Source organism: Pseudomonas sp. S2_C11 (assembly GCF_054668395.1).
Map to the genome: position 1 here is coordinate 4044557 of NZ_CP162765.1, position 24854 is coordinate 4069410.

Genomic DNA, 24854 nt, shown 5'->3' on the forward strand with positions numbered 1-24854 from the left:
CTGAGTGACGCCCATGTTCAGTCATCACGAACCGTCCCTGCCGCGCACTCAGGCAGCTCGCACCGAGCTCCCTGCCCGCGCCGGGCTGGGGCTCAAGACCGGGCACTTCCTTGATGTGCTCGGCTCCGTACCGGACCTCGGTTTCTTCGAGGTCCACGCCGAAAACTACATGGTGGCCGGCGGCCCGTTTCATCATTTTCTCGGTCTGATTCGCGAACAGTACCCGCTGTCACTGCATGGCGTGGGGCTGTCGATCGGTGGCGAAGGCCCGCTGGACGGCCAGCACCTCAAACGCCTCGCCGAGCTGATCGAGCGCTATCAACCGCAAGCCTTTTCCGAACACCTGGCATGGTCGAGCCACGGCCCGGTGTTCCTCAATGACCTGCTGCCACTGGCTTACGACACGCCGACGCTGAACCGCGTCTGTGCGCACATCGACCAGGTGCAGAACACTCTGAAACGACCGATGCTGCTGGAAAACCCGGCGACGTATCTGGCGTTTGAGCATTCGACGATCGACGAGGCCGAGTTCATCGCCGAAGTAATCCGCCGCAGCGGCTGCGGCTTGTTGCTCGACGTCAATAATGTCTACGTGTCGTGCATCAATCATCAGCGCGATCCTTTGGCCTACCTTGATGCGTTACCGCTGCACGCAGTCGGCGAGATTCATCTGGCCGGCTTCGCTGAAGATTGCGACAACCTCGGCGACCGCTTGCTGATTGACGATCACGGCGCGCCGGTTGATCAGGCCGTCTGGGATCTGTACCGGCAAGTGCTGCAACGTATCGGCCCGGTGGCGACGTTGATCGAACGCGATAATCAGGTGCCGGCCTTCGCCGTTTTACTCGCCGAAGCGCAGCAAGCCGAGACGCTGTTGCGTCGCGCGGAGCGTGCGGCATGAGCACGCAAGCGCACTTCGCCGCCGCCCTGCTCAATGCGCAACTGCCGTATCCCAAGGGCCTATGCAGCCGCAATGGCGCTGATCCGTCGCGGCGTTTTGCGGTCTATCGCAACAACGTGCAGAGTTCGCTGATCAATGCCCTGGCCGACAGCTATCCGGTGGTGCAGCAATTGGTCGGCGAGGAATTCTTTCGCGCGATGGCGGCGATTTTCGTCCAGAGTCAGCCGCCACACAGTCCGTTGATGAGCCGCTATGGCGAGAATTTCGCCGACTTCATCGCAGAGTTTGAACCCATCGCCGGCGTGCCTTATGTCGCTGATGTCGCGCGACTCGAGCATTTGCGCACTGTTGCTTACCACGCCGCCGATGCGCAGCCGATCCGGCCTGAACAAGTCAGTGCCGCGCTGGCCGATCCGCAGTCGCTGAGTGAACTGTGTTTCGAACTCCATCCCTCGCTGCACCTGCTCGACTCTGCGTTCGCGGTGGTGGCGATCTGGGCCGCGCATCAGCAGGAGCCAAGTCTGGCGGGCATTGGCCTCCATCAAGGCCAGCATGCCCTGGTGCTGCGCAACGGTCTCGACGTTGAGGTGTTCGCTCTTGAGGCGGGTGCGAGCGTGTTCATTGGTCATCTGCTCCAGGGCTCGCCACTGCTCGCGGCGGCAGAAAACAGCCCGCCGTTCGATCTCGCGCAAACCCTCGCTTTACTGATTGCGCATAACGCGATCACCCAACTGAATTACAAGGAGTTGCCATGAACGCTTTGGTCTTGCGCGTCATTGCGCTGTTGGAAAAAATCCCGCACAGCCTGATTGCCCTCATCGCGCGTTTTTCCATCGCTGCGGTGTTCTGGAAATCCGGGCAAACCAAGGTCGAAGGACTGGCCGTCGATTTGATTGACGGCACTTTTGAACTGGGCTGGCCACGTTTGGCCGATTCGACGATTCCGCTGTTTCAGAGCGAGTACAACCTGCCGCTGCTGTCGCCGGAAATTGCCGCGCATCTGGCGGCGTTTGCCGAGCATGTGTTTCCGCTACTGATCCTGCTCGGCTTCGCCACACGATTTTCGGCGCTGGCATTGCTCGGCATGACGTTGACTATCCAACTGTTCGTCTACCCGGATGCCTACCCGACCCACGGCACCTGGGCGGCGGTGTTGCTGTACCTGATGGCGACCGGGCCCGGCAAATTGTCGATCGATCAGCTGATTGCCCGCCGATGCCAAGGCTGACCTGAAACTGTAGGAGCTGCCGAAGGCTGCGATCTTTTGATCTTGCTTCTAAAAATCCAAAGATCGCAGCCTTCGGCAGCTCCTACACAGGTTCGGTGTCAGCGCTGGAGTCGATCCAGCGCCTCGCCACTGCGCTTGAACCAGCCCATCAAATAATCCGCCAACACCTGCGTGCGCTTGGGCAAACCACCCTGATACGGGTGCACCAGATACATCGGCATCCGTCGGGTCTGGTAATCGCGCAGCAACCAGCGCAAGCGGCCGTCCGCCAGTTCCGCTTGCAGCAGATACGAAGGCAAACGGGCGATGCCGGCGCCGGACAGCGCTGCTTTCTTCAACAGGCTGTAATGATTACTGGCAAATGGACCGGATACCCGCACCCGCAACAACTCGTGCTGCTGGTGATACAGCCATTCTTCGCGACCGCTGTAATGGCTGTTGAGCAGACAACGATGCTCGGCCAAGGCATGGGGCGTCGCCGGCTCGCCGAAGCGCTCGAGGTAGGCCGGGCTGGCGCAGGTCATTTCGTGCCACGCCAACAACGGCTTGGCCACCAGCCGATCGTCATTGGCCACTTCGGCGCGAATCGCCAGATCAAAGCCATCGCGCGACAGATCGCGATAACTGTTGTTCAGCTCCAGCTCGATCTGCACCTCCGGGTATTGCCCGGAAAACTCCAGCAGCAAGCCGTCGAAGAAGGTCTCGCCGAGCGACACCGGAACCGTCATGCGCACGGGGCCGGCCATGTCGTCCTTCAACCGCGCCAAAGCCTGCCGTGCGCGTTCGACCTGGACCACCAGCGCCTGGGCCTGCGGCAGCAGCGCCGCCCCCGCCGCCGTCAGACTCAAGCGCCGGGTGGTGCGTTGCAGCAATACCACACTGAACTGCGCTTCGAGCTGGCTGATGCGCTTGGACAACTGGCCTTTGCTGCAGCCCAACTGCTGCGCCGCAAGGGTGAAACTGCCGGCCTCGATCAGCACAGCGAACGCGGCGAGATCATCCATTTCGCTCATGGATTGTTTCCAATTGAAAACCAAAGGTTGCCTATTAGTGCGCTTATCCGCTGAAAAAACCACCCTAGACTGAAACCTCATTCACACACATGGGGTACAGCTCGATGAAAATTCTGTTGATAGGCGCAGGCGGCACCATCGGCTCAGCGGTGGACAAAGAATTGTCGCAACGCCACGAGGTCATTCGTATCGGTCGTAACAGCGGTGACTTGCAAGTGGATATCAGCGACAGCGCCTCAATCCGCAAGCTGTTCGAACAGACCGGCAAGTTCGATGCGCTGATCTGCGCGGCGGGCAACGTGACTTTTGCAGCGCTGGACGACATGACCGAAGACAGCTTCGCCCTCGGCCTGAAAGACAAACTGATGGGTCAGGTCAATCTGCTGCTGATCGGCCGCGAGTACGCCAACGATGGCGCTTCGTTCACGTTTACCACCGGCGTGCTCAGCCACGATCCGATTCGCAGCGGCGCCTCGGCAGCGCTGGTCAACGGCGCCATCGACAGCTTCGTCCGCGCCGCCGCCATCGAACTGCCGCGTGGCCTGCGGGTGAACTCGGTGAGCCCGACCGTACTCACCGAAGCCTTGGGCAAATACGCGCCCTACTTCCGTGGCTTCAAGCCGGTTCCTGCAGCGGAAGTGGCATTGGCCTACGCGAAAAGTGTCGAAGGCCTGCAAACCGGTCAGACGTTTCACGTGGCCTGAATGATTAATCGATCAGGGTAGGTAAAAGCCGTTTGGCGACAGACCGCGACATAGAGATCCTGAACTCCCCGCCCAGCTCGGATCGCACTGTCGCCGTGGAAATGTGCTGGCCGTTGATCGAAAGACTCAATGGCTGGCCCATCGCCTCATGACTGATTGCCTTAGCCCTCTCAGTGGCTACGGGTGTCAACACCAGGGATAGTTCGACAAGATCCGGATTCGGCCCCTGATCATCCTTGAGCAGCATTACCATCTTTGTAAAATCAACCCCTGAAGAGAAAGCCAGATCGGCTGCCTGGACGCTGACAGCGCTTGCAGATGCCAACAGCAACAGCGCAATTTTCCATCTCATTTAACACTCCCTGATCTATCAAAAAACGTGCAAGAGACTATGCGATGCTCCCACGCCCGACTCAATAGTGGCAGACCAGACCTTGTGATAGGCACTCAGCCTCAGTAACGTGGCAGCACTTGTCTGGAGAGCCAAAGATGCGTGTTGCCCGTTCGATCGTCCTCGTTACCCTGCTGCCGATGTTTGCCGCCTGCCAGTTGTTCGACGGCCAGCGTGAAAGTGTGTCCCATGCCGGGCAAACGCGAATGCAGGGGCAACTGACCGCCGCCGACGGCAAACTGGTGTTCCAGCCGTGCCAGGATCAGCGGCAACTGGTGGTCAACGACATCGGCGGCACCAGCGTCCTGCAAGAGGCCGCCACCTTGGCCGACGAGCAGGGCAAGCTGTTTGCCGATGTGCGCGGCAAGGTCTCCGGCGACCGTCTCGACCTCGGCCAGTTGTATCGCGTCGAGCGCTCGGGCACGGCCTGCGACGACCCAAATTTCAAACTGCTGATCCTGCGCGCTGCCGGCCATGGCCCGGAGTGGAACGTCAAGGTCAGCGGCAAAGGCATGGTCATCGAGCGTGAGGGCCAGGCTCCACTGGCGGTGCCGTATGTGGAAGAGCAACTGGGCGACGGCCGCTTCAATCTCAGCAGCGAAGCCAACAACCAGCGCATCGAATTGTGGGTGGCGCCACAGCGCTGCGTCGACAGCAGCACCGGCAGCGTGCAGCACATGAGCGCCGAGTTGCGCATCGACGGTCAGGTCCAGCGCGGCTGCGGCTATTTCGGCGGCGCGCGTAACGACTGATCGTTTTTCCCCCACGGATCCGCTCGCGGCGGCTTATAATCGCCGCCTTCAAACGCCCTGGCGCAGTTGTGCGCCCCGCGAATCCGGATCCCCGCCATGTTACGAATCACTGAACTCAAGCTGCCAATCGACCATCCCGAAGAAGACCTGCGCGCCGCAATCGTGCAGCGTCTGGGCATCGCCAGCGATGATCTGCTCGATTTCACCTTGTTCAAGCGCAGCTATGACGCGCGCAAAAAGTCCTCCGAACTGTGCTTCATCTACACCATCGACCTCAACGTACGCGACGAGGCCAGAGTGTTGGGCAAGTTCGCCGACGACCGTAACGTCAACGTGGCGCCGGATGTCAGCTACAAATTCGTCGGCCAGGCACCGAACGATCCCGGCCAGCGGCCGATCGTCGTCGGTTTCGGCCCGTGCGGCATCTTCGCCGGTCTGCTGCTGGCACAGATGGGCTTCAAACCGATCATTCTCGAACGCGGCACCGAAGTCCGTCAGCGCACCAAGGACACTTGGGGTCTGTGGCGTAAAAGCGTGCTCAATCCCGAGTCCAACGTACAGTTTGGCGAAGGCGGCGCGGGCACGTTCTCCGACGGCAAGCTGTACAGCCAGATCAAGGACCCGAAATTCCTCGGCCGCAAAGTCCTGCACGAGTTCGTCAAGGCCGGCGCGCCGGAAGAAATCCTCTACGTCAGCAAGCCGCACATCGGTACGTTCCGCCTGACCGGTATGGTCGAAAACATGCGCGAGCAGATCCGCGAACTGGGCGGTGAGGTGCGCTTCCAGGAGCGCGTCAGCGACGTGCTGATCGAAGACGGCCAACTTGTCGGCGTGCAACTGGCCAGCGGCGAAACCCTGCATTCCAAACACGTGGTTCTGGCCCTCGGCCACAGCGCCCGCGACACCTTCCGCATGCTCCACAGCCGTGGCGTGTTCATGGAAGCCAAGCCGTTCTCGGTGGGTTTCCGCATCGAGCACCCGCAATCGCTAATCGACCGCGCGCGCCTGGGCAAGTACGCCGGCCACCCGAAACTTGGTGCTGCCGATTACAAGCTGGTGCACCACGCCAAGAACGGGCGTTCGGTCTACAGCTTCTGCATGTGCCCGGGCGGCACCGTGGTCGCGGCGACGTCCGAGCCCAATCGCGTGGTCACCAACGGCATGAGCCAGTACTCCCGTAACGAGCGCAATGCCAACTCCGGCATCGTCGTCGGCATTACCCCGGAAGTCGATTATCCGGGCGGCCCGCTCGCCGGTATCGAGTTGCAGGAGCGCCTGGAATCCCACGCGTTCATTCTGGGCGGCAGCGACTACAAGGCTCCGGCGCAACTGGTTGGCGACTTTATCAACGACATTCCATCGACCGAGCTGGGCGAAGTCGAGCCGTCGTACAAGCCGGGCGTGGCCTTGGGCGATCTGGCGCTGGCGCTGCCGGACTTTGCCATTGAGGCGATCCGTGAAGCCTTGCCAGCGTTCGAGAAGCAGATTCGCGGTTATTCTCTGCACGACGCCGTGCTGACCGGAATCGAGACGCGCACTTCATCGCCGCTGCGCATCACCCGCAACGAGTCGCTGCAGAGCATGAACGTCAAAGGCCTGTTCCCGGCCGGTGAAGGCGCGGGCTATGCCGGCGGGATTCTCTCGGCGGGTGTTGACGGGATTCGCATTGCCGAGGCAGTGGCTCGCGATATCCTCGGACTGGAAGCCTGATCAGCATCAACTGACCCAACACAAAACCCTGTGGGAGCGAGCCTGCTCGCGAAAGCGGTCTGTCACTCAACGAAGTTGTTGAATGTGATTCCGCCTTCGCGAGCAGGCTCGCTCCCACATTGGTTTTTGCGTTTCTTCAGATGTTGGCGCGCAGCACCGAGGTCGGCAGCGCCTCCCCGCGCTCGGCACTCGCCGCCACCGCTGCAATCAAATCACCCAGTTCATAGCCCTGCGCCTTCAGCCATTGCTGATCGTAATACGTGTCGGCATAACGCTCTCCGCCATCGCACAGGATCGCCACGATCGACCCCGACTGCCCCGCCGCTTTCATCTGCTGCGCCGCCATCAGCGCACCGATCAGATTGGTCCCGCTCGACCCGCCGACATGCCGCCCCAAACGCTGCGCCAGATAATGCATGGCCGCCAGCGACAGGGCGTCCGGCACCTTGACCATCGCATCGATCACCTTGGGCAGGAACGACGCTTCCACCCTAGGTCGACCAATGCCCTCGATGCGCGAGCCGCAGTCCAGACGCAGGCTGGCATCACCGCTCTGATAGAAATCGAAGAACACCGAACGCTCGGCATCGGCACACAACACGCGGGTGCAGTGCTGGCGATAACGCACGTATCGACCAAGGGTCGCTGTAGTCCCGCCAGTGCCGGGGCTGGAAATCAGCCACGTCGGCTCAGGGTGCTTTTCGTAGCGCATCTGCTGGAAGATCGACTCGGCGATGTTGTTGTTCGCTCGCCAGTCGGTGGCACGTTCGGCGTAGGTGAACTGATCGATGAAGTGACCGCCATGCTCGCGGGCCAGGCGCTCGGATTCGGCGTAGATCTGCGTCGGATCCTGCACCAGATGGCTCTGCCCGCCGTAAAAAGCAATCTGGGCAATCTTCTCTTTCGAAGTCGTCGCCGGCATTACTGCGATAAACGGCAAACCGAGCATGCGCGCGAAATACGCTTCGGAAATCGCCGTCGACCCACTGGACGCTTCGATCACCGGCGCGCCGGGTTTCAGCCAGCCGTTGCACAGCGCGTAAAGGAACAGCGAACGGGCCAGGCGATGCTTGAGGCTGCCGGTCGGGTGGCTGGATTCGTCCTTGAAATACAACTCGATGCCGGCAAAACCGGGCAGCGGCAAAGGGATCAGGTGGGTGTCGGCGCTGCGCTGGAAGTCCGCCTCGATGATGCGGATGGCTTCGCGTGCCCACTGTCGGTTGTCGCTCATGGTCTCGGTTCTCATTGAATCAGCCAGGAGATCGGTCTCCTGAAAAAGGTCTGGCGCAAGCTTAGGAAAAATACCGCAGACGGCAAAGATACAGCTGAGTCTCAATGTGTCGGGCAACTGCTAGGCTCAGTGCTGCCCGAGCCAGACAGCCTGTAACGACATATAACAAAAAAGAATATAACTTTTGTTTTAACAACTAACGGTACGGGTTAGGGTGTTTCACCTTTTTCTTGATTCGATGGAGAGCGACCTTGCCTCTGCGTAGCACTTTCACGCGTTTCTTTCAGTTGGAAGCCGCCAGCGGTCTGCTATTGATCGCCGCAGCCGTTCTCGCGCTGATCATCAACAACTCACCGCTGTCGTGGCTGTACACCGGCCTGCTCGACACCCCGGTGGTGGCGCAGATCGGCGCGTTGAAAATCGCCAAACCTCTGCTGCTGTGGATCAATGACGGCCTGATGGCGATGTTCTTCCTGCTGATCGGTCTGGAAGTCAAACGCGAAGTGCTCGACGGCCAATTGTCCAAGCCTTCGCAGATCGTCCTGCCCGGCGCAGCGGCGATCGGCGGCATGCTGGTGCCGGCGCTGATCTACTGGTTCCTCAACCGCGACAACCCCGCCGCCCTGAGCGGCTGGGCCATTCCGACCGCCACCGACATCGCCTTCGCCCTCGGCGTATTGGCCCTGCTCGGCAAACGCGTTCCGGTGTCGCTGAAACTGTTCCTGATGACCCTGGCGATCATCGATGACCTGGGCGCCATCGTCATCATCGCAATCTTCTATTCCGGCGAACTCTCGACCCTGTCCCTTGGCCTGGCGGCTGCGTGCATTGCCGCGCTGGTGGCGATGAACCGGCTCGGCGTGGTCAAGCTCGGGCCGTACATGATCATCGGCCTGATCCTCTGGGTCTGCGTGCTCAAGAGCGGTGTCCACGCGACACTGGCCGGCGTGACCCTGGCTTTCTGCATTCCCCTGCGCACGAAAAACGCCGAGTCGTCGCCGCTGCTGACCCTCGAACACGCGCTGCACCCTTGGGTCGCCTACGGCATCCTGCCGCTGTTCGCCTTCGCCAACGCCGGCCTGTCACTGAGCGGCGTCACCGTCGAAAGCTTCACCCACGACGTACCGATGGGCATCGCCATCGGCCTGCTGCTGGGCAAGACCATCGGCGTGTTCGGCCTGACCTGGCTGGCGGTCAAGATTGGCATCGCCGCCCTGCCCCAAGGCGCCAACTGGGGTCAGGTCCTCGGCGTGGCAATCCTCTGCGGCATCGGCTTCACCATGAGCCTGTTCGTCGGCTCGCTGGCCTTCGAACCGGGCGTGAGTGATTACGCCGGCATGGATCGCATGGGCATCCTCACCGGCTCGATTCTCGCGGCGGTGATTGGTTATGCGGTGACGGCGGCGGCGAGTCGCAAGAATTCACAACTGCAATGACCCCTGTGGCGAGGGAGCTTGGCCCTCGCCACAGATTCCTCGCCTGACAGTTACGCAGCGAACAATCCCCACGTCATTAGCGACCCGTCCTACAGCCACACTTTCTCCGCTTCGATAACGTCCTGCAGCCCCTTTCCGAGGGGCTGTCGATGATGAACGAAGGGATGATCAGTGGCGCGGAACAAGGACATTCCCCGGGTGCAAAACCCACCGCAGGGCGACGGGCATCACGTTACCTGGCGGTATATGACGGCCGCAGAACTGGCCGAGCGCGAAGCCGGGCAAAACGCTTACGACGCGATGCTGGCGCGGCAGGAGGCTTTCGAGCACAGCCGTGAAGTGGCTGCGAAAAAACCTGAAGCCGTGCGTGCCGGCTGTGTATTCGCCAAGTCCTGCAAGTTGCCGGATGCGATTATCGATTACAGCAATCCTTCCGGCATGGTGCCGACCGACAGCCTGAAGGATTACGGCGAGCTGATCCTGCTCGGCGCTCGCGAAGCCGACGCAAGCGGCGGCATTCCTCTCAAGAAAATCAGCGCCAACACCATCCCGGTCGGGTTCGGCAGTCTGGCCTTGGCAGGCTCGGCTTTTGAAGTGCTACCGGCGCTCGCCTCCCCTGCGGCGGCTGCGACTTTGGTGGGGCTGATTGCGCTTTTGATGCCATCCAGCCTGGGCGACAGCGCGCTCTACACCGATGAGCAACTGAGCACACTCAAACAAGCCCGAACCCGCGTGCGCCTGCGCGTCGAGCAACAGGCCGATGGCAGCCTCAAGGGTTACGGTTTCTACACCGGTAAGAACCGCGATTGGGAAATGGTCGATGTCGTGCAGTTCATTGCGCGTGGCGACCGGTTCGTTGCCGATCTGGGTGAAGGCGTCGAACTGCTCTGGACCCCGGCGGTGGATGGCTCGGACATTCTCGGCATTCCAGCACTGGAGGCCGCACCGCAGGCACCGCATATCTGGGTGTATCCACCGACGAAGGCGGCGGACGGGATACTGGTGAATCCGCTTTATCCGCCGGAGTACAAAGATTTCATTCTGGTGTTTCCCACAGACTCGGGTGTAAAACCGATTTACATCGTTGTCAGCTCTGCGAAAGGCACCGCTGAAGCGGGACATACCTATCACCCCGCTCCCGAAACGTCGGATATCACAGCCTTTCCCGATTTAAGAAGAGCAAAAAAGAAAACGCCGTTCAACGGTGGGCTCCGGGATCGCTGGATCAATGCAAAAGGCCGAATAATTTATGAATGGGACTATTTACACGGCGAGCTTGAAGGCTACCGCGCAAGTGATGGCAGCCATTTAGGCTCTTACGACCACAGAACTGGTGAACAGATAGATCCACCCAAAAAAAACCGTAGTATTAAAAAATATTTTTGAGGATTACATGGGACTCAAAGCCAGACTCGAATGGTACGACCAACAAACCGAACTGGGTGAGGGGGAGGAACTGTCGAAAGACTTTGGCGAGGACGGCTCATTAATGGAAGCATTAGGCCTACCGTCGAAAAGCTTCAATAACGGCGGATTTGATGTAAAAGCCGATTGGATCAAGACTCTCCAGCCCCACTTCCAGCATTCCATTCAATTTTCTTCTTACGACTATCAGGTATCGTTCGTTTACCGGGATCAATGGTAGATGGGACTGGAACTGAGATTGGAATGGAACGACACAGCAACCTTGGAGTTTCAGGGGGAAGAGTCGTCAAAAGACCTGGGTGGTGACGAGTCAGTGTTAAACGCCTTGGGGATTCCCGCCGCGGACAACATCAACAATGGCAGTTTCAACGTCGCTCAAAATTGGCTCGCCACCATTCAGCCGTATTTTCAACATCAAATCGATTTGAGAGTTCACGACTATCAAATTTCGTTTGACTACGGCTAACAGCCCCGGAAGTATTAGCTCCATGCACTTTCTTTTAATTACCGGTTTTTTCCCTGACGAAGCCCAAGACGACTCCGTGCAATTCGAGCTGGATATCACAGGCAGCGAGATGAATGAAAAAGTGGCTCAGCTCATTGAATCAAAGCCCTTGGATGAGGTGGAACCCGGCGAGCTGTTGTTGACTCAGGATCAGGTAACCGCATTGGAAAACCTGCTCAACGTCAGTTTTCCAAAGGGCCTCGAATACTTCATGGGCACCTGCGCAACATACTGAATGAGCAATTCACAAACAAAGAAAAACCCCGACCAGTCACCTGATCGGGGTTTTCTTTTACCCGGCTTCCCGCTTAGTGCGAAACGCGGCTGGTTCCGCCAACGGTGGAAATCCGTACCCGCTCGCCAACGCGGAATACTTCATTCTCCTGAACCTGCTGCACATAGGCGCGCATGCTGCCGTCGTCTTCGCGGACGGTGATTTCCACGCCCTGGGTGCGGGTCAGGCCTTCTTCGGTGGCCGAGCCAAGCAGGCCGCCGGCCACTGCGCCGATGACCGCAGCCACAATGCTGCCCTTGCCGCCGCCGATAGCGCTGCCGCCGACGCCGCCGACCACTGCGCCTGCTGCGCCGCCGATCGGGGTCTTGGTGCCTTCGATTTTTACCGGTCGCAGGGATTCGATGGTGCCCATGCGAATCGTCTGCACACGACGCGCTTCGTCACGGGAGTAGGAGTCGCCAGTGAGGCTCGATTGGCAGCCGGTCAGCAACATCGCCATCGTCGAAAAGGAAGCAACCAGCAGAACAGACTTACGCATAGCATCAACTCCAAAAAAACATGTGTTCATTAAACCCCGTGGCCTGGCGCCTGTCACGACACCATCCGGATAAAATTGGCTTCCATTCAGGCCTGGTACAGATGCCCGCAAGCGTCCACTCAAGGTAGCGTCAAATCAGCGATCCTGCGCCATCCGCGTTTATCTCGCTCGGTAGACTGCTCAGGGTGCCAGTCGTTCCAGAATCCACTCGGCGCCCTGGAGGCGGTAGTTGAGGCGATCGTGCAGGCGGCTCGGACGGCCCTGCCAGAACTCGATGCGCTCAGGCAACAAGCGGTAACCGCCCCAATGTTCCGGGCAGTGCGGCTGGCTGTCGCTGAAGCGTTGCTCGGTGGCCTTGAGCAAATCCTCCAGTTCGCCACGACCGTTGATGACCCGGCTCTGCGGCGAGGCCCAGGCGCCGAGGCGGCTACCCAGCGGACGCACCTGATAATACGCGTCGGACTCTTGCGCCGTGACCTTGACCACCCGCCCTTCGATGCGCACCTGGCGCTCCAGGGTGGGCCAGAAGAAGGTCATGGCGGCAAACGGGTTGGCCGCCAGATGCTGGCCCTTGGCGCTGTCGTAGTTGGTGAAGAAGGTGAAGCCCTGCTCGTCCAGGCCCTTGAGCAACAAAATGCGGCAATGCGGACGACCGTCGGCATCGACCGTGGCCAGGGTCATGGCATTGGCTTCCACCGGCGCCTGCTCGGTTTTCACCGCATCGGCGAACCACTGGTGAAACAGCGCAAACGGCTCGGCCGGGGCTTGCGCCTCGGTCAAACCGTCACGGGTGTAGTCGCGACGCATATCGGCCAGAGCCTGGGTCATGGCGGATTCCTTTTCGTTAGCGGATCACTTCTTGGCGGCGTCGGCTGCGGCGACTTTCTTGTCGGTCGCGGCGGCTTTGGCTGGTGCAGTTTTTTTCGCTGGAGCCTTGGCCGGGGCCTTCTTCGCAGGAGCCTTGGCGGCGGTTTTCTTGGCTGGCGCCTTTTTCGCCGCCGGCACAGCGGCTTTTTTCGCCGCAGGCGCCGGGGTAACCGGTTTGGCCACTGGCTTGACGTCTTGCGCAGCGACCATCGTTACAGGCTTCGGTGCTGGCATGTTGTATTTGCTCAGCAGTGCAACCATGGTGTTCTGCGGAGTCACCAGCAGCTCGACACGACGGTTCAAGGCGCGGCCTTCAACGCTGTCGTTGGCCGCACGCGGCGCTTCGGAACCCATACCGCGCAGCATCAGGCGATCACGTTGCAAGCCGCTGAGGCGGAAGATCGCCGCCACCGATTGCGCACGCTCCTGGCTCAGTTTGACGTTGGCCGGCGCAGCACCGCTGGTATCGCTGTGACCGAGCACCAGCACTGCGGTTTTCGGGTCGGCTTCAAGGATTTTCGCTACGCGAGTGAACGGGCCAAGAGTGACCGGCAGCAGCATCGCCGGGCGATCCGGGTTGAACGAGCCTTCGACCGGCGCCGTCACTACCAGCACATTGTCGCGACGTTCGAGTTGCAGATTGCTGTCCTTCACCGCTTCACGCAGACGCGGTTCGTAGTCATCCAGCCAGGCCTGAGTCACCTTCGGATCGGGCATCGGCACGGCTTTGGCGGTTGGCTGATCCTTGCCGCCGAACGGCCACCACCATTTGCCATTGGACTGCGCCTCGGCTTTGGCCACCTCGACCGGTTTGGCTTCAGGTTTGACCTCGGCTTTCAGATCAGCCTTGGCCGCTTCATCGCTGGAACCGAACGGCCAGTACCACGGGTTGCTGCTCTCGGCCTTGGCCACTGGCGCGGTTGCCGCCGGTTTCAACGGGGTCGGGGCCGGGGCCGAATCTTTGGCCGCGACTTTGTCGGGAGAACCGAACGGCCACCAACTGCCGCCGTCTGCATCGTTTTTCGGAGTCTGTGCGCAACCGGTGATCGCTACACACAGGGCCAGGGCGAGGGTCTTTTTAGATGACATTGAAAATCCACAAAATGAGGTAATGAAAAATCAGAGCACTTTCGCCCGGATAAACAGCCGTTTTGAAACGAAAATCCCTTCGAGGTTCCGACCCTGGAACCTCAGTTGAAGACTTACAGACAAGTGGCAAGCACCCGCGCCAGCTTTTGTGCACGCGGATCCATCAAAACGTAAGGCCCCAGGGTATTTGTCACGAAACCGAAAGCCACATCGTGCTCCGGATCAGCAAAACCGATCGAGCCGCCCGCTCCCGGATGACCGAACGCGCGTGGTCCGAGGCCGTAGGTGGCGTTGGGCACGTCCGGTTGATCGAGCATGCAGCCGAGGCCGAAACGGGTGCGGGTGAGCAAGGTCTTGTCATCGCCAAGGCTGTGCTCGCGGGTCAGCTCTTCGAGCATCTCGCTTTCGAGCAGGCTGCCGTCCAGCAGGCCGGCGTAAAACCCGGCGAGGCTGCGCGCATTGCCGTGGCCGTTAGCCGCAGGCTGGTGCATGCGGCGCCATTCCGGCTTGTTGGTGCTGGTCAGCACTGACGGCGGATTGGTGAAGGCGCGGGTAGTCATGGCCGTCGGTTCGCGCATGGTCACTTGCAGCAGGCGCTGAGCCGCAGCGTCGCCGGCGTTGCCCTTGCCACGGGCGATGTGCGCCACGCGATGAAACTCTTCGTCGGCCAGGCCCACATGGAAATCCAGGCCCAACGGTTTGGCGACCCGAGCGACGATCGACTCGCCCGGCCCACGCCCGTCAGCGCGGCGCAGCAATTCGCCGACCAGCCAGCCGTAGGTGATCGCGGCATAACCGTGACCGGTGCCCGGCGTCCACCATGGCGCTTCGGCGGCGAGGGCGTCGACCATGGTTTGCCAGTCGTAAAGGGCTTCAGGGGCGAGCAGTTCGCGCAGCGCCGGCAAGCCGGCCTGATGGCAGAGCAATTGGCGCAGGGTGACGGATTCTTTGCCGGCGGCGGCGAATTCCGGCCAGTAGCGGGCAACCGGGGCATCGAGTTGCAACTTGCCTTCAGCCACCAGTTGCAGCGCGGTAACGGCGGTGAAGGTCTTGGTGCAGGAGAACAGGTTGGCGATGGTGTCGCTGTGCCAGGCTTCGCTGCCGTCCTTGTCGGCGGTACCGGACCAGAGGTCGAGGACGGTTTCTCCACCGACCTGGATGCACAGGGCTGCGCCGCGTTCCTGGGGATCGTCGAACAGTGCGGCGAAAGCCTCGCGCACCGCTTCGAATTGAAGCTCGTAATGTCCCTGAATCTGCACCCGCAACTCCCCCGCGAAAACGCTCTACAAAGTGGCCCGCATTGTTCCAGCCCTTGAGGGATTTGGGAACAGGCGCGGGCCAGACGGTTGATCGGCAATTTGTGGCGATCCCTTCGCGAGCAGGCTCGCTCCCACAGGGGATCTCCGCTGCTGTTGATATCCAGTGTGGGAGCGAGCCTGCTCGCGAAGAACGATAACGCGGTCTGAAACCTAGTGACCATTCCCCGAATGCCCACCCGCCTGTGCAGCCTCCGCAGCTTTGCCAGCCTCGGCCTTGCGCCCGCCTTCAACTTCCGCAGCCGGGGTTTTCTGCGCCTCCTTGCCCAGTTGCTCAAGCGCCTGCAGATTGCTTTTGCGCACTGCCTCGACAAATCCCTGATACGGCAGATCGGTCACACCTACCAGACCGAAATGGCCGTTCTCGCCGTCGAGCAAACGCCCGGTCACCGGTTGGTCCAGATACTGGAACCAGTGCACGCCGACAATCGACGGTTCGCTCAGCGCCTGTTTGAGGAAGTTGGCATAGGCCGGGCCGCGATCTTCCTCCTTGGCCAGCTGCGTCACGCCGCCCCAGAAAGGACCTCGGTCGGCCGAGCCGAAGTTGAATTCGGTGATCAGCACCGGTTTGTCCAGGGCTGCCAGCGCGGCGAAGTCGTAGCCGTCCTGCGGCTTGAGCGTGTACATGTTGAAGCTCAACACATCGCAATACTGTGCGCAGGACGCCACGGCTTCAGGGGTACTGATGGCGAAACGACCGCCAAGGAGCATCTGGTTCGGCGCGTGCCATTTCAGCGAATCGGAAATGGTCTTGAAATAGGTATCGGCGAAGACCTTCTGGAAGTATTTGAAATCCGCTTCGATCTCCGGATGCTCCGGGTTCGGCAGTGGCGGCACGAAGCCAGGGTCTTCCATCAATTCCCACGCCGGCAACTCGATGCCCCAGGCCTTGGACAGTCCGGCCTGATTGCGGTACTTGTCGCGCAATTGCTTGAGAAAGGCGCGTTTGGCCGGCACGTCGGTGGTCATTTTCAACGTGCCGTAGGCCAGTGCGTAGCGAGCCTTTGGATCGTCGCCAGGGCCAGCCCAGGCCAGTTCGTTGTCGGCGTAATAACCGATCAGCCACGGATCGTCACGGTGATCGCGGGCGGCAATGGCCACGGCACGCTCGGTGGCCATGGCGAAACGCGGATCGAACGGATCCGGCATGCCGCCCCACCAATCGCTGCCGGTGCTGATGCTGGTGTAATCGCCGACGATCGACAGCGGCAAGGTGTACGGTACGCGCTCAGCATCCGCCAGCGACGGCGCGCTCCAGTTGCCCACTGTGTTGAAGCCCCAGGCTTGCAGCCGATCGAGGGTATGCCGGGTCCAGCGTTCTTCATCAATTGCGGCTGTGCACGGAGTGGTTTGCGCGCTGGACGCTTGCACCGCATCGGTCTGCGCCGCTTCGGCAATACCGGATTTTGGCTCGGCAGGCACCGCTGCGGTTTCAGCGGCCTGCACCGAACCGGCCTCAGCCGCCCCAGCCTTCGCCGCTTCGGCAATCCCGGCCTTGTTGTCGCTGTCTGCCTTGCACGGTTCGCCGTACAGGCGTTGCAGATTGGCGCCATAGAAGTCGTACCAGCGGCCGTTGCCGTAGCCACGCCCCTGGTCGGCGCCATTGCCGCCACGGTTGTCACCCTCGCCAAAATGCGCGGCCAGCGGGTCGTCGTTCTTCGGCAACGATTCGAACATGTATTCACGGCCGGCGACGTAGGTCTGGTTGACCTGCGGGCTGACTGTATTGACGCCCAGCGAATAGAACGGGTGGCCTTCAGGAGTCACCAGATACCAGCGGCCATCGCGTTTTTCCGTGCGGAAGAATCCGCTGGCCTTGAACGCCGGGCCTTTGTTCCAGCCGCCGAACTTGTCCAGCGAAGCCTTTTCACGCTCGGCCAGCCACGTATTCAGCTGTTGCTGCTCTTTGCTGGCGGCGCTTTTCAGTTGTTCGTCGCTGCTGACTTTTTCCGGCCATTTACTACGGGTTGACTGACCGTAGGCGTCGACCAGATTGCCGTACACCGCCCGCGTCACCGATTCGCCGTCCTGCACGCCGAACCGCTCGAGCAACAGGCTCTGCGCAACTTTCGGCTGATCCAGCGACAGACTCACCGAGACCACTTGGCTGCGGTCGATCTCGCCAGTGCTGCTGGCCAGCAGGATGCGTTGGCCATCGACGGTCATCGGCATCGGCGGCCCGGCTTTCATGCCCTGGCTCAGCGGCGTCGAAGCCACCAGCGGCACCAGCAAGGTCTGCGCGGGGCCGGCCGGCAGATCGACGCGGCTGACCAGAGTGCGGCCATCGTTGCTCTGTATCTGCACATAGACTGTTACCGCCCAGCTCATCGCACTTTGCAGACGCAAAGTCATCATGTCGGACTGCGACCAGTCCCAAGCGCCGGTCTGCGGGGTCAGGCGCAAGGTCGGGCGGGCGACCGGGTTGAACGTCACCCGGCGCAGCACTTCACCTTCCGCGGTCTGTTCGGCATTGGCCTGTGGCAGGTCGGCGTTTTCCGTGGCGACCTTGACCACGTCGGCCGGGCGTACGAAGTTGAACAGCGTCTGCTGACCGGCGGGCGCGGCCGGCAACGGCGCGGCAAAGATCAAGGCGAAAACAGCGGGCAACGAACGGCGGATCATAAGAACGGAGTTCTCCCTAACGACCAGTCAAGGCCAATGGAAAAGCGGTGGTAGAGAGATAGACAACGCGGCGGGCCAATCGGCCCACCCGTGTCTCAGGATATTTCACGACGGAAAGGAGGCAACGCATTGAGGATCGCCTTGCCGTAGCGCTGAGTGACCAGACGCCGGTCGAGCAAGGTGATGGTGCCGCGGTCTTCTTCGGTGCGCAGCAGACGGCCGCAGGCCTGAACCAGTTTCAGCGAGGCATCGGGCACGGAGATTTCCATGAACGGATTGCCACCGCGCGCCTCGATCCACTCCGATAACGCGGCCTCAACCGGATCATCGGGCACCGAGAACGGAATCTTGGCGATCACCACGTGCTCGCAGTAGGCCCCCGGCAAATCGACACCTTCGGCAAAACTGGCCAGCCCGAACAGCACGCTGGAATCACCGCCATCGACCCGCGCCTTGTGCTTGTTCAGGGTTTCCTGTTTCGACAGGTTGCCCTGAATGAACACTTGCTTGCGCCAGTCGCGGTCGAGACCGTCGAATACGTCCTGCATTTGCTTGCGCGAGGAGAACAGCACCAGCGTGCCACGGGAACCGTCGACCAGATCCGGCAGTTCGCGAATGATCGCCGCCGTGTGAGCAGCGGCATCGCGCGGGTCGGCCTTCAGGTCCGGCACACGCAACACGCCGGCATCGGCATGATGGAACGGGCTCGGCACTACGGCGGTGACGGCTTTTTTCGGCAGACCGGCGCGCATGCGGAAACGGTCGAAGGTGCCCAGCGCCGTCAGCGTCGCCGACGTCACCAAGCAGCCGTAAGCGACGTTCCACAAACTGCGACGCAAGGTTTCCGCCGCCAGAATCGGGCTGGCGTTGACCTCGATATCGAACAGCGACCCGCTTTCGGCCAGGGTCAGCCAGCGCGCCATGGGCGGGCTGTCTTCCGGGTCTTCGGCGGTGAACGCGGTCCACAATTCCCAGTTGCCGGAAGCGCGGGACAGCAGGCTGCCGAACAGCGGATACCATTCTTCGGCCTGATTGCTGGCGATACCGATGTTGACCTCGCCGTCCATGCCTTCCTTGAGCAGGTCGGTCAGGCGTTGAAACAGGTCGTTTAGGCGCGAATAGCCTTTTTTCAGCTCGATGCCCATCTCGCGCATATCCTCGGGAATCACCCCGCCGACAAAGCGATGACGCGGGCGCTCGCGGCCTTCGACGTCTTCGCCCGGTTTGAAATCGGCGATCTGCTCGCAGGCGGTGAACATGAACTGCTGCTGCGTCTTGATCTCCCGCGCCAGCTCGGGCACCTGCTCAATCAGCTTGCCGAGATCGCCCGGCAACGGATGCTGGGCCAGCAGCTTGGTCAGGTTCTTGGCGGTGGTTTCCAGCCAGTCGGCGGTGGAACGCAGGCGCGTGTAGTGAGCGAAGTGGCCGATGGCCTTGTCCGGCAAATGGTGACCTTCGTCGAACACGTAAATGGTGTCGCGCGGGTCAGGCAACACGGCGCCGCCGCCCAGTGCCAGGTCAGCCAGGACCATGTCGTGGTTGGTAACGATCACGTCAACCTTGCCCATGCCTTCGCGAGCCTTGTAGAAAGCGCACTGGCCGAAGTTCGGGCAATGACGGTTGGTGCACTGGCTGTGATCGGTGGTCAGGCGCGCCCAGTCGGCGTCTTCCAGCGCGTTCGGCCAGCTGTCGCGGTCGCCGTCCCATTTATTGCCGGCGAGCTTTTCGATCATGCTGGTGAACAGCTTCTGACTGGCCTCGTCGACTTCGATCTTGAAGCCTTCTTCTTCGAACAACTGCGCGGTGGCGGTTTGTGCGTGGCCTTCCTGCAACAGCATGTCGAGCTTGGACAGGCACATGTAGCGGCCACGGCCCTTGGCCAGGGCGAAGCTGAAATTCAGCCCGCTGTTGCGCATCAAGTCAGGCAGATCCTTGTAGACGATCTGCTCTTGCAGGGCGACGGTCGCGGTGGCAATCACCAGACGCTTGCCGGCCAGTTTCGCCGTAGGGATCGCCGCCAGGCTGTAGGCCACGGTCTTGCCGGTACCGGTGCCGGCTTCCACCGCGACAATCGCGGGGTCGCCACTGCGCCGGCCCTCGTCGTCGGTGTCGATATCTCCGAGGACTTTGGCGATTTCAGCGATCATCAGGCGCTGGCCGTAACGCGGCTTGAGGCTCTTGGCCTCTAGAAAACGCGAATAGGCGCCCTGGATCGTGGTTTTGAGTTCAGTGCTGATCATTGAGTGTCGGGCGCAAAACGCTGGATAAATTTTCAGTGGTTTGATTCGGCGGCTATCATACCCCGCTAATCGATCCCGCGCAGAACGGAGTGACCCAATGACACCTTTTAGCCTCGTTTACCCCCTGCATGTCCTCGCCGCTCTGGTGTGGGTCGGCGGTATGTTTTTCGCCTGGATGGTCTTGCGCCCTGCGGCTGTGAAGGCTCTGGACGGCCCCGCTCGCCTGACCCTGTGGGTGGAAGTGTTTCAAGGTTTTTTCCGTTGGGTTTGGGTCGCGGTGATCCTGTTGCCGATCAGCGGCGTGGGCATGTTGCATCTGCAGCAGGTCGGATTTGAAACCGCGCCGAAGTACGTGCAGGTGATGATCGGTTTGTATGTGGTGATGACGGCGCTGTTCATCCGCATTCAGGGGTTGATGTTGCCAGAGTTACGCAAGGCGGTTGAGGCGAAGGATTGGCCGGCGGGTGCGGCAGTGCTGGGGCGGATTCGCCGGGTGGTGGGGCTCAATCTGCTGGTCGGGTTGGTGCTGGTGGCGGTGGCGGCGGCGAGACCGATGCTCTGAATCGCACTATTTTTCTGCTGTGAACACAGTTGTGGCGAGGGGATTTATCCCCGCTGGGTCGCGAAGCGGCCCCGCTCTAAAAATCAAAAACGGGACTGCTACGCAGCCCAGCGGGGATAAATCCCCTCGCCACATAATTTCACTCACCAAAGATCTTCACTCACCAAAGCATTTTATTGATCAGAGAGTGGGTCGCAGTTTTAGAGCCGTTGCACGGTAACCGAACCCGCCGCTCCCACCGGCCCCGGCTGGCCATCCGCACCGGCCTTACCGTTCTTGCCGCCATCAGCGCGATAGACCAGGCAGCCCTTGGACTTGCCACCCTTGCCCGCCTTGCCGCCAACACCCGCCGGGCCGCCGGCACCGCCAGCCACGTTGACCTTGATCAGCTCGGCCGGGAAATCCCGTGGTACGGCGAGGCGCACCAGCGCACCCGGTGCGCCTGGCTGGCCATCGCTGCCGTCACTGCCATCGGCGCCGTGGCCGGCTGATCCATAGGTGCAGCCCGGATCTTCACCGTTGCCGCCGTCGAGGCCGACGAAACCCGGCGCGCCCCTGCCGCCACGGGCATCGACCGTCAGTTGCGGCGCGCTCAGGGCCTGAAATTGCAGATTCAGATTGCGCCCGGCCCGGGCCGCTTTTTCATAAGTGCCGGGGGCGCCGCGCGCGGTGATCTGGCTGCCCTCGCTCAACTCAGCGCGCTTGACCTTCACTTCCAGCGCTTGTTCAGCCGGAACGATAGCAATACGTGCTTCATGGCCCAGGCGCAGTTCATCAATGTTCAATTCAGTCACGTTGGACGGGATCAGCAAGGTGCCGTAATCGGCGACTTCCAGTTTCTCCAGTTGCAGCGTGCTGGTGGTGTTGGGCAAGCGCATCAAAGAATTGCTTTGCACGTTGACCACCTGGGCGCAGGCCAGTGGACTGATGAATGCAGCGAGCAGGCAGAGTTTACGCATGGGAAGAAGCCTCCGGAGCGGCCGGGGCCGGGATGGTTTGCAGGTGGAAAACGCCGAACAACAGGATGCGGCCACGATCACGCCAAGGGTGCGGACGACCCTTGAGGCTGCGATTGCACAGCAGCACTTCGAGTAGATGAATCAGCAACAACAGAGCGCCGGCCAGATTGACCAGCAGATGCAGCGGATGAACAAACGGCACCAGTTGATTGGCCAGTACCACGCAGCAGAACAGCAGGGTCAGCAAACGCCCCAGCCCCCAGAACACCTTCATACGCTCCCCCGTGTTGCGAATTATTCTTTGCACGCACAGTACCGGCTTCTGCGGGGGATAAGCCAGAGGGAAAAATGAAATTTGTGCAAACGCGGATGAAATGGCTGCCGGGGCGACGATCTCGACCCGGCAGCTCTAGCCTGCGTACTACAGACGGTTGCTAACGATTGATGTGCAGCTCGACCCGGCGATTGTCCGCGCGGCCTTCATCGCTGGCGTTATCGGCGACCGGCTCACTCTCGCCTCGGCCCTCGCTGGTGAGCTTGTTCGGCGCCAGCCCCTGACTCAACAGATACGCTGCGACACTGCTCGCGCGCCGCTCGGACAAAGCCTGGTTATAGGCGTCGGAGCCTTTACTGTCGGTGTGCCCGATGACCTTGATGCTGACCACATCGGCATTGCGCAGCTTGTCCATCAAGGTGTCGAGCTGGGCTTTGGCCGCCGGGGTCAGATCGGACTTGTCGAAATCGAACAGCACGTTGCCGGCATCGCTCAAGGTGATCACTTCAGATTGCGGCGCCGGTTCGACCGGTTTGACTGCCACCGGATATTGCGGCAGCGGGCAGCCACGGTGATCGACTTCGGTGTTTTCCGGAGTGTCCGGGCAGCGGTCGCGGCGGTCGAAGACGCCGTCGCTATCTTCGTCGCCATCCTGGGCGTAACAGATCAGCCCGCCGGTGACGATACCCAATGCCGCGCCGCCGCCGGCCCAGCCGGCGCTTTCAATGGCGCCAAGACCGCCGCCGACCAGACCGCCAAGCAGGCTGCAGATCGGCCACGTACGTTGATTGAGGGGGGCGGTGCCATCGCTGTGAGTGGCACAACCGGTGAGCAAGCTGCCAAGCAGCAGCACCGGCAAGACGGACCTTGAGAAAAGACGCATTTGTGAACGCTCCTGTGTACCGGCCCATACCGGTTACACAGGAGTAAAGACCCGCATCCGCGACTGCACAAGCCGCGGATGCGAGAGGGGCTAGCGGACGATTTTGATTTCGGTGCGACGGTTCTGTGCACGACCATCAGCCGACTTGTTGTCAGCCACAGGCTGGCTTTCACCAAGGCCCGACACCGAAACGAAGCTGGCACGTGGCACGCCCTGCTGGATCAGGTATTCCACCACCGAGTGCGCACGACGATCCGACAGTTTCTTGTTGTAGGCATCGCTGCCGACACTGTCGGTGTGACCGGTCACGGTCAGTTGCGCGGTAGAGGATTCCTGTTTCAGGCGATCGGCGACCTTGTCCAGCACTTGCTTGTCAGGGCCGGTCAGCGTGGCTTTGTCGAACTCGAAATGCACATCACGAATGACGATGGTTTCTTCCTTGACCACAACCGCTTCTTCGACCACTGGCGCAGGCGTCGGTGGCGGGCAACCGTCAGCATCGACCTGCACGCCTTTTGGCGTGCCCGGGCACTTGTCGCGACTGTCCGGCACGCCATCGCCGTCTTCATCGCCATCGCCATGCACCCAGCAGTAAGCCGCTGCCGTACCGCCGACGATCAGTGCACCGTAGCCAGCCCACGATGCGCTTTCCGTCGCGCCGAGACCGGCACCGACCACACCGCCGACCGCCGCACAGGTCGGCCAGTCGGTTTTCTGCAAACCTGCACAACCAGTCAACACACTGGTTAGCAGAACCAAGGGTAATGCTGTCCGAACTATGCTCATCTAGTTTTCTCCTGAGGGATCGGCTTAAAACCGATTCAGGGAGTAAAGACCGGAGTTTTAATCTCCGCCAGCAATAGGCCACCGCTGTTTGCGACCGTGTTCACAGGGGTTTGCCTCTTTTGGCGAAAACCACCGCCACCGGGCGCTTTGCCGACGCAGTCTGGCAGGCTAGTCTTGGCGGTCTGACTGAGGAGCTTCGATGAACGTCGCCATTTCTTCGCGCACGCCACAACAGGCGTTGGCCGCTTTGCTGGATCGCTACGCCCCGGCCCGACTGCTGCTGATCGGCGCCAGCGAGTTTCCCGCCTTGAGCGCTTTCAAGGACGCGCATCCAGATACCGTGGTCGCCCATGCCGCACCCGGCGGTCTGCCCGCCGAACTGGCCGCGCAACGCTTCGATCTGGCGCTGGTGGTCGATTGCCTGGAACATTTGCCCAAACGCGATGGCCTGAATCTGTTGGGCGGCATCCGCAATCTCAACACCAGTCGCATCGCAGTGCTGGCGGATCTGGCGGCCAGCGGCTGGCAGGAAACCGACTTCTATTCGCTGGCACTGCAGGCCAGCGAGCGTTTTCAGCGCGACGCGCAGGTGCTGACCCTGTTCACCTACGATCTGCTTGACTACAAACAAGTCCCCGACTGGCTCAATTCACGCTTCTGGGCCAATCCGGAAAACTTCGGGAAATACTGGTGGTAATGCAATGAGTACAGCCATTTGCCCTTGCGGCAGCGGCAATCTGCTGGATGCCTGCTGCGGCCCTTATCATGACGGCCACCCGGCGCCGTGTGCCGAAGCCTTGATGCGTTCGCGGTACAGCGCTTATGTGCTGGGGCTGATCGACTATCTGGTGGCGACCACCCTGCCCGCGCAGCAGGCGGGGCTGAACCGACAATCGATCAGCGACTGGAGTGCGCAAAGTACCTGGCTCGGCCTTGAGGTGGAAAGCTCGGAGGTTTTCGGCGGCCAGCCGGAACACGCTTTTGTGACATTCACCGCGCGCTGGCATGACAGCCAGGGCGAGCACAGCCATCGCGAGCGCTCTTCGTTTGTGCAGAACGGCGGGCGCTGGTACTTCATCGATCCCACGGTGCAGCTGAAGCTGGGGCGCAATGACGGCTGCCCTTGCGGCAGCGGGCAGAAGTTCAAGAAGTGTTGTTCGGGTTATTTCGGCGCTTGAAAGCCAAGA

27 protein-coding genes are annotated in these 24854 nt (G+C 60.9%); 14 read left to right on the forward strand and 13 right to left on the reverse strand.

The window, feature by feature from the left end:
• The first annotated feature begins 13 nt into the window (after positions 1–13).
• The 3 genes from bufB to AB4N48_RS18335 are packed head-to-tail and all read left to right on the forward strand — an operon-like array spanning position 14 to position 2129.
• Positions 14–901, forward strand: coding sequence for an MNIO family bufferin maturase (gene bufB, locus AB4N48_RS18325; protein ID WP_460094139.1), 888 nt, complete (start codon positions 14–16; stop codon positions 899–901).
• A complete protein-coding gene (locus AB4N48_RS18330; RefSeq protein ID WP_460094140.1) occupies positions 898–1656 on the forward strand; it encodes an HvfC/BufC N-terminal domain-containing protein in 759 nt (252 codons plus the stop codon). The genes bufB and AB4N48_RS18330 overlap by 4 nt, the downstream gene beginning before the upstream one ends.
• On the forward strand, positions 1653–2129 hold the full coding sequence (locus tag AB4N48_RS18335) for a DoxX family protein (RefSeq protein WP_423663507.1): 477 nt from the start codon (positions 1653–1655) through the stop codon (positions 2127–2129). Before AB4N48_RS18330 ends, AB4N48_RS18335 begins: the two co-directional genes overlap by 4 nt.
• 98 nt (positions 2130–2227) lie before the next feature.
• On the opposite strand, the gene AB4N48_RS18340 is transcribed toward AB4N48_RS18335, so the two are convergent.
• On the reverse strand, positions 2228–3142 hold the full coding sequence (locus AB4N48_RS18340; protein ID WP_136492099.1) for a LysR family transcriptional regulator: 915 nt from the start codon (positions 3140–3142) through the stop codon (positions 2228–2230).
• A 104-nt stretch (positions 3143–3246) separates the two neighbouring features.
• Here AB4N48_RS18340 and AB4N48_RS18345 point away from each other — a divergent pair, with 104 nt between their 5' ends.
• Positions 3247–3846 (forward strand): short chain dehydrogenase, encoded by a 600-nt coding sequence (locus tag AB4N48_RS18345; protein WP_252868912.1) that lies wholly within the window; start codon positions 3247–3249, stop codon positions 3844–3846.
• Between the two features lie 4 nt (positions 3847–3850).
• Here AB4N48_RS18345 and AB4N48_RS18350 read toward each other — a convergent pair whose 3' ends face one another.
• On the reverse strand, positions 3851–4198 hold the full coding sequence (locus AB4N48_RS18350; RefSeq protein WP_056783383.1) for a hypothetical protein: 348 nt from the start codon (positions 4196–4198) through the stop codon (positions 3851–3853).
• A 137-nt stretch (positions 4199–4335) separates the two neighbouring features.
• Here AB4N48_RS18350 and AB4N48_RS18355 point away from each other — a divergent pair, with 137 nt between their 5' ends.
• A complete protein-coding gene (locus AB4N48_RS18355; protein WP_460094141.1) occupies positions 4336–4989 on the forward strand; it encodes a COG3650 family protein in 654 nt (217 codons plus the stop codon).
• A gap of 96 nt (positions 4990–5085) precedes the next feature.
• Positions 5086–6699: an NAD(P)/FAD-dependent oxidoreductase gene (locus tag AB4N48_RS18360; RefSeq protein ID WP_095180551.1), complete on the forward strand. Its 1614-nt coding sequence runs from the start codon at positions 5086–5088 to the stop codon at positions 6697–6699.
• A 136-nt stretch (positions 6700–6835) separates the two neighbouring features.
• Here AB4N48_RS18360 and AB4N48_RS18365 read toward each other — a convergent pair whose 3' ends face one another.
• Positions 6836–7930: a PLP-dependent cysteine synthase family protein gene (locus tag AB4N48_RS18365; RefSeq protein ID WP_236168019.1), complete on the reverse strand. Its 1095-nt coding sequence runs from the start codon at positions 7928–7930 to the stop codon at positions 6836–6838.
• A gap of 251 nt (positions 7931–8181) precedes the next feature.
• Here AB4N48_RS18365 and nhaA point away from each other — a divergent pair, with 251 nt between their 5' ends.
• The 5 genes from nhaA (at position 8182) to AB4N48_RS18390 (ending at position 11531) form a co-directional block, all read left to right on the forward strand.
• Positions 8182–9366 (forward strand): Na+/H+ antiporter NhaA, encoded by a 1185-nt coding sequence (nhaA, locus tag AB4N48_RS18370; protein WP_041478038.1) that lies wholly within the window; start codon positions 8182–8184, stop codon positions 9364–9366.
• Between the two features lie 171 nt (positions 9367–9537).
• Positions 9538–10752 (forward strand): S-type pyocin domain-containing protein, encoded by a 1215-nt coding sequence (locus tag AB4N48_RS18375; protein ID WP_460094142.1) that lies wholly within the window; start codon positions 9538–9540, stop codon positions 10750–10752.
• Positions 10753–10759: 7 nt separating this feature from the next.
• Positions 10760–11011, forward strand: a complete 252-nt coding sequence (locus tag AB4N48_RS18380) for a colicin E3-like toxin immunity protein (RefSeq protein ID WP_095180548.1) — start codon at positions 10760–10762, stop codon at positions 11009–11011.
• Positions 11012–11257: a colicin E3-like toxin immunity protein gene (locus AB4N48_RS18385; RefSeq protein WP_252868908.1), complete on the forward strand. Its 246-nt coding sequence runs from the start codon at positions 11012–11014 to the stop codon at positions 11255–11257.
• A 22-nt stretch (positions 11258–11279) separates the two neighbouring features.
• Positions 11280–11531 (forward strand): pyocin S6 family toxin immunity protein, encoded by a 252-nt coding sequence (locus AB4N48_RS18390; protein WP_252868907.1) that lies wholly within the window; start codon positions 11280–11282, stop codon positions 11529–11531.
• Positions 11532–11604: 73 nt separating this feature from the next.
• On the opposite strand, the gene AB4N48_RS18395 is transcribed toward AB4N48_RS18390, so the two are convergent.
• From AB4N48_RS18395 to dinG, 6 genes are all read right to left on the reverse strand, one after another.
• A complete protein-coding gene (locus AB4N48_RS18395; RefSeq protein ID WP_016771369.1) occupies positions 11605–12069 on the reverse strand; it encodes an outer membrane lipoprotein in 465 nt (154 codons plus the stop codon).
• Positions 12070–12249: 180 nt separating this feature from the next.
• Positions 12250–12897 carry a pyridoxamine 5'-phosphate oxidase gene (gene pdxH, locus AB4N48_RS18400; protein WP_024011915.1) on the reverse strand — a complete coding sequence of 216 codons (648 nt, stop codon included), beginning with the start codon at positions 12895–12897 and terminating at the stop codon, positions 12250–12252.
• Positions 12898–12921: 24 nt separating this feature from the next.
• Positions 12922–14025, reverse strand: a complete 1104-nt coding sequence (locus AB4N48_RS18405) for an OmpA family protein (RefSeq protein WP_150636406.1) — start codon at positions 14023–14025, stop codon at positions 12922–12924.
• Between the two features lie 113 nt (positions 14026–14138).
• Positions 14139–15284 carry a serine hydrolase domain-containing protein gene (locus AB4N48_RS18410; RefSeq protein ID WP_150636404.1) on the reverse strand — a complete coding sequence of 382 codons (1146 nt, stop codon included), beginning with the start codon at positions 15282–15284 and terminating at the stop codon, positions 14139–14141.
• 210 nt (positions 15285–15494) lie between these two features.
• The gene (locus tag AB4N48_RS18415; RefSeq protein ID WP_460094143.1) at positions 15495–17963 is read right to left on the reverse strand and encodes a beta-galactosidase; all 2469 of its coding nucleotides are present in this window, start codon (positions 17961–17963) and stop codon (positions 15495–15497) included.
• A gap of 95 nt (positions 17964–18058) precedes the next feature.
• Positions 18059–20203: an ATP-dependent DNA helicase DinG gene (gene dinG, locus AB4N48_RS18420; protein ID WP_150636400.1), complete on the reverse strand. Its 2145-nt coding sequence runs from the start codon at positions 20201–20203 to the stop codon at positions 18059–18061.
• Between the two features lie 97 nt (positions 20204–20300).
• Here dinG and AB4N48_RS18425 point away from each other — a divergent pair, with 97 nt between their 5' ends.
• Positions 20301–20765 carry a CopD family protein gene (locus tag AB4N48_RS18425; RefSeq protein WP_016771373.1) on the forward strand — a complete coding sequence of 155 codons (465 nt, stop codon included), beginning with the start codon at positions 20301–20303 and terminating at the stop codon, positions 20763–20765.
• A 200-nt stretch (positions 20766–20965) separates the two neighbouring features.
• Here AB4N48_RS18425 and AB4N48_RS18430 read toward each other — a convergent pair whose 3' ends face one another.
• From AB4N48_RS18430 to AB4N48_RS18445, 4 genes are all read right to left on the reverse strand, one after another.
• Complete coding sequence (locus AB4N48_RS18430) at positions 20966–21724, reverse strand: collagen-like triple helix repeat-containing protein (protein ID WP_073475903.1); 759 nt, start codon at positions 21722–21724, stop codon at positions 20966–20968.
• The gene (locus tag AB4N48_RS18435; RefSeq protein WP_016771375.1) at positions 21717–21998 is read right to left on the reverse strand and encodes a DUF1145 domain-containing protein; all 282 of its coding nucleotides are present in this window, start codon (positions 21996–21998) and stop codon (positions 21717–21719) included. The genes AB4N48_RS18430 and AB4N48_RS18435 overlap by 8 nt, the downstream gene beginning before the upstream one ends.
• A 160-nt stretch (positions 21999–22158) precedes the next feature.
• Entirely contained in the window at positions 22159–22881 is a 723-nt protein-coding gene (locus tag AB4N48_RS18440; RefSeq protein ID WP_056783354.1) for an OmpA family protein, read from the reverse strand.
• A gap of 90 nt (positions 22882–22971) precedes the next feature.
• On the reverse strand, positions 22972–23667 hold the full coding sequence (locus AB4N48_RS18445; protein ID WP_016770616.1) for an OmpA family protein: 696 nt from the start codon (positions 23665–23667) through the stop codon (positions 22972–22974).
• A gap of 199 nt (positions 23668–23866) precedes the next feature.
• On the opposite strand from AB4N48_RS18445, the gene AB4N48_RS18450 reads away from it, so the two are divergent.
• Both AB4N48_RS18450 and AB4N48_RS18455 read left to right on the forward strand, forming a co-directional pair.
• Entirely contained in the window at positions 23867–24364 is a 498-nt protein-coding gene (locus tag AB4N48_RS18450) for a DUF6231 family protein (RefSeq protein ID WP_252868904.1), read from the forward strand.
• A 4-nt stretch (positions 24365–24368) separates the two neighbouring features.
• Positions 24369–24845 carry a YchJ family protein gene (locus AB4N48_RS18455; protein WP_041478058.1) on the forward strand — a complete coding sequence of 159 codons (477 nt, stop codon included), beginning with the start codon at positions 24369–24371 and terminating at the stop codon, positions 24843–24845.
• Positions 24846–24854 lie beyond the last annotated feature (9 nt).

Excerpts from the sequence above, each read along its gene's own strand:
- bufB (WP_460094139.1), top strand. The coding sequence starts at position 14 with ATGTTCAGTCATCACGAACCGTCCCTGCCGCGCACTCAGGCAGCTCGC.
- AB4N48_RS18340 (WP_136492099.1), bottom strand. The coding sequence starts at position 3,142 with ATGAGCGAAATGGATGATCTCGCCGCGTTCGCTGTGCTGATCGAGGCC.
- AB4N48_RS18350 (WP_056783383.1), bottom strand. The coding sequence starts at position 4,198 with ATGAGATGGAAAATTGCGCTGTTGCTGTTGGCATCTGCAAGCGCTGTC.
- AB4N48_RS18390 (WP_252868907.1), top strand. The coding sequence starts at position 11,280 with ATGCACTTTCTTTTAATTACCGGTTTTTTCCCTGACGAAGCCCAAGAC.
- AB4N48_RS18345 (WP_252868912.1), top strand. The coding sequence starts at position 3,247 with ATGAAAATTCTGTTGATAGGCGCAGGCGGCACCATCGGCTCAGCGGTG.
- AB4N48_RS18405 (WP_150636406.1), bottom strand. The coding sequence starts at position 14,025 with ATGTCATCTAAAAAGACCCTCGCCCTGGCCCTGTGTGTAGCGATCACC.
- AB4N48_RS18330 (WP_460094140.1), top strand. The coding sequence starts at position 898 with ATGAGCACGCAAGCGCACTTCGCCGCCGCCCTGCTCAATGCGCAACTG.
- AB4N48_RS18430 (WP_073475903.1), bottom strand. The coding sequence starts at position 21,724 with ATGCGTAAACTCTGCCTGCTCGCTGCATTCATCAGTCCACTGGCCTGC.
- AB4N48_RS18450 (WP_252868904.1), top strand. The coding sequence starts at position 23,867 with ATGAACGTCGCCATTTCTTCGCGCACGCCACAACAGGCGTTGGCCGCT.
- AB4N48_RS18395 (WP_016771369.1), bottom strand. The coding sequence starts at position 12,069 with ATGCGTAAGTCTGTTCTGCTGGTTGCTTCCTTTTCGACGATGGCGATG.
- AB4N48_RS18355 (WP_460094141.1), top strand. The coding sequence starts at position 4,336 with ATGCGTGTTGCCCGTTCGATCGTCCTCGTTACCCTGCTGCCGATGTTT.
- AB4N48_RS18455 (WP_041478058.1), top strand. The coding sequence starts at position 24,369 with ATGAGTACAGCCATTTGCCCTTGCGGCAGCGGCAATCTGCTGGATGCC.
- AB4N48_RS18425 (WP_016771373.1), top strand. The coding sequence starts at position 20,301 with ATGACACCTTTTAGCCTCGTTTACCCCCTGCATGTCCTCGCCGCTCTG.
- AB4N48_RS18385 (WP_252868908.1), top strand. The coding sequence starts at position 11,012 with ATGGGACTGGAACTGAGATTGGAATGGAACGACACAGCAACCTTGGAG.
- AB4N48_RS18440 (WP_056783354.1), bottom strand. The coding sequence starts at position 22,881 with ATGCGTCTTTTCTCAAGGTCCGTCTTGCCGGTGCTGCTGCTTGGCAGC.
- AB4N48_RS18360 (WP_095180551.1), top strand. The coding sequence starts at position 5,086 with ATGTTACGAATCACTGAACTCAAGCTGCCAATCGACCATCCCGAAGAA.
- AB4N48_RS18380 (WP_095180548.1), top strand. The coding sequence starts at position 10,760 with ATGGGACTCAAAGCCAGACTCGAATGGTACGACCAACAAACCGAACTG.
- AB4N48_RS18435 (WP_016771375.1), bottom strand. The coding sequence starts at position 21,998 with ATGAAGGTGTTCTGGGGGCTGGGGCGTTTGCTGACCCTGCTGTTCTGC.
- AB4N48_RS18415 (WP_460094143.1), bottom strand. The coding sequence starts at position 17,963 with ATGATCCGCCGTTCGTTGCCCGCTGTTTTCGCCTTGATCTTTGCCGCG.
- AB4N48_RS18365 (WP_236168019.1), bottom strand. The coding sequence starts at position 7,930 with ATGAGCGACAACCGACAGTGGGCACGCGAAGCCATCCGCATCATCGAG.
- AB4N48_RS18445 (WP_016770616.1), bottom strand. The coding sequence starts at position 23,667 with ATGAGCATAGTTCGGACAGCATTACCCTTGGTTCTGCTAACCAGTGTG.
- pdxH (WP_024011915.1), bottom strand. The coding sequence starts at position 12,897 with ATGACCCAGGCTCTGGCCGATATGCGTCGCGACTACACCCGTGACGGT.
- AB4N48_RS18335 (WP_423663507.1), top strand. The coding sequence starts at position 1,653 with ATGAACGCTTTGGTCTTGCGCGTCATTGCGCTGTTGGAAAAAATCCCG.
- dinG (WP_150636400.1), bottom strand. The coding sequence starts at position 20,203 with ATGATCAGCACTGAACTCAAAACCACGATCCAGGGCGCCTATTCGCGT.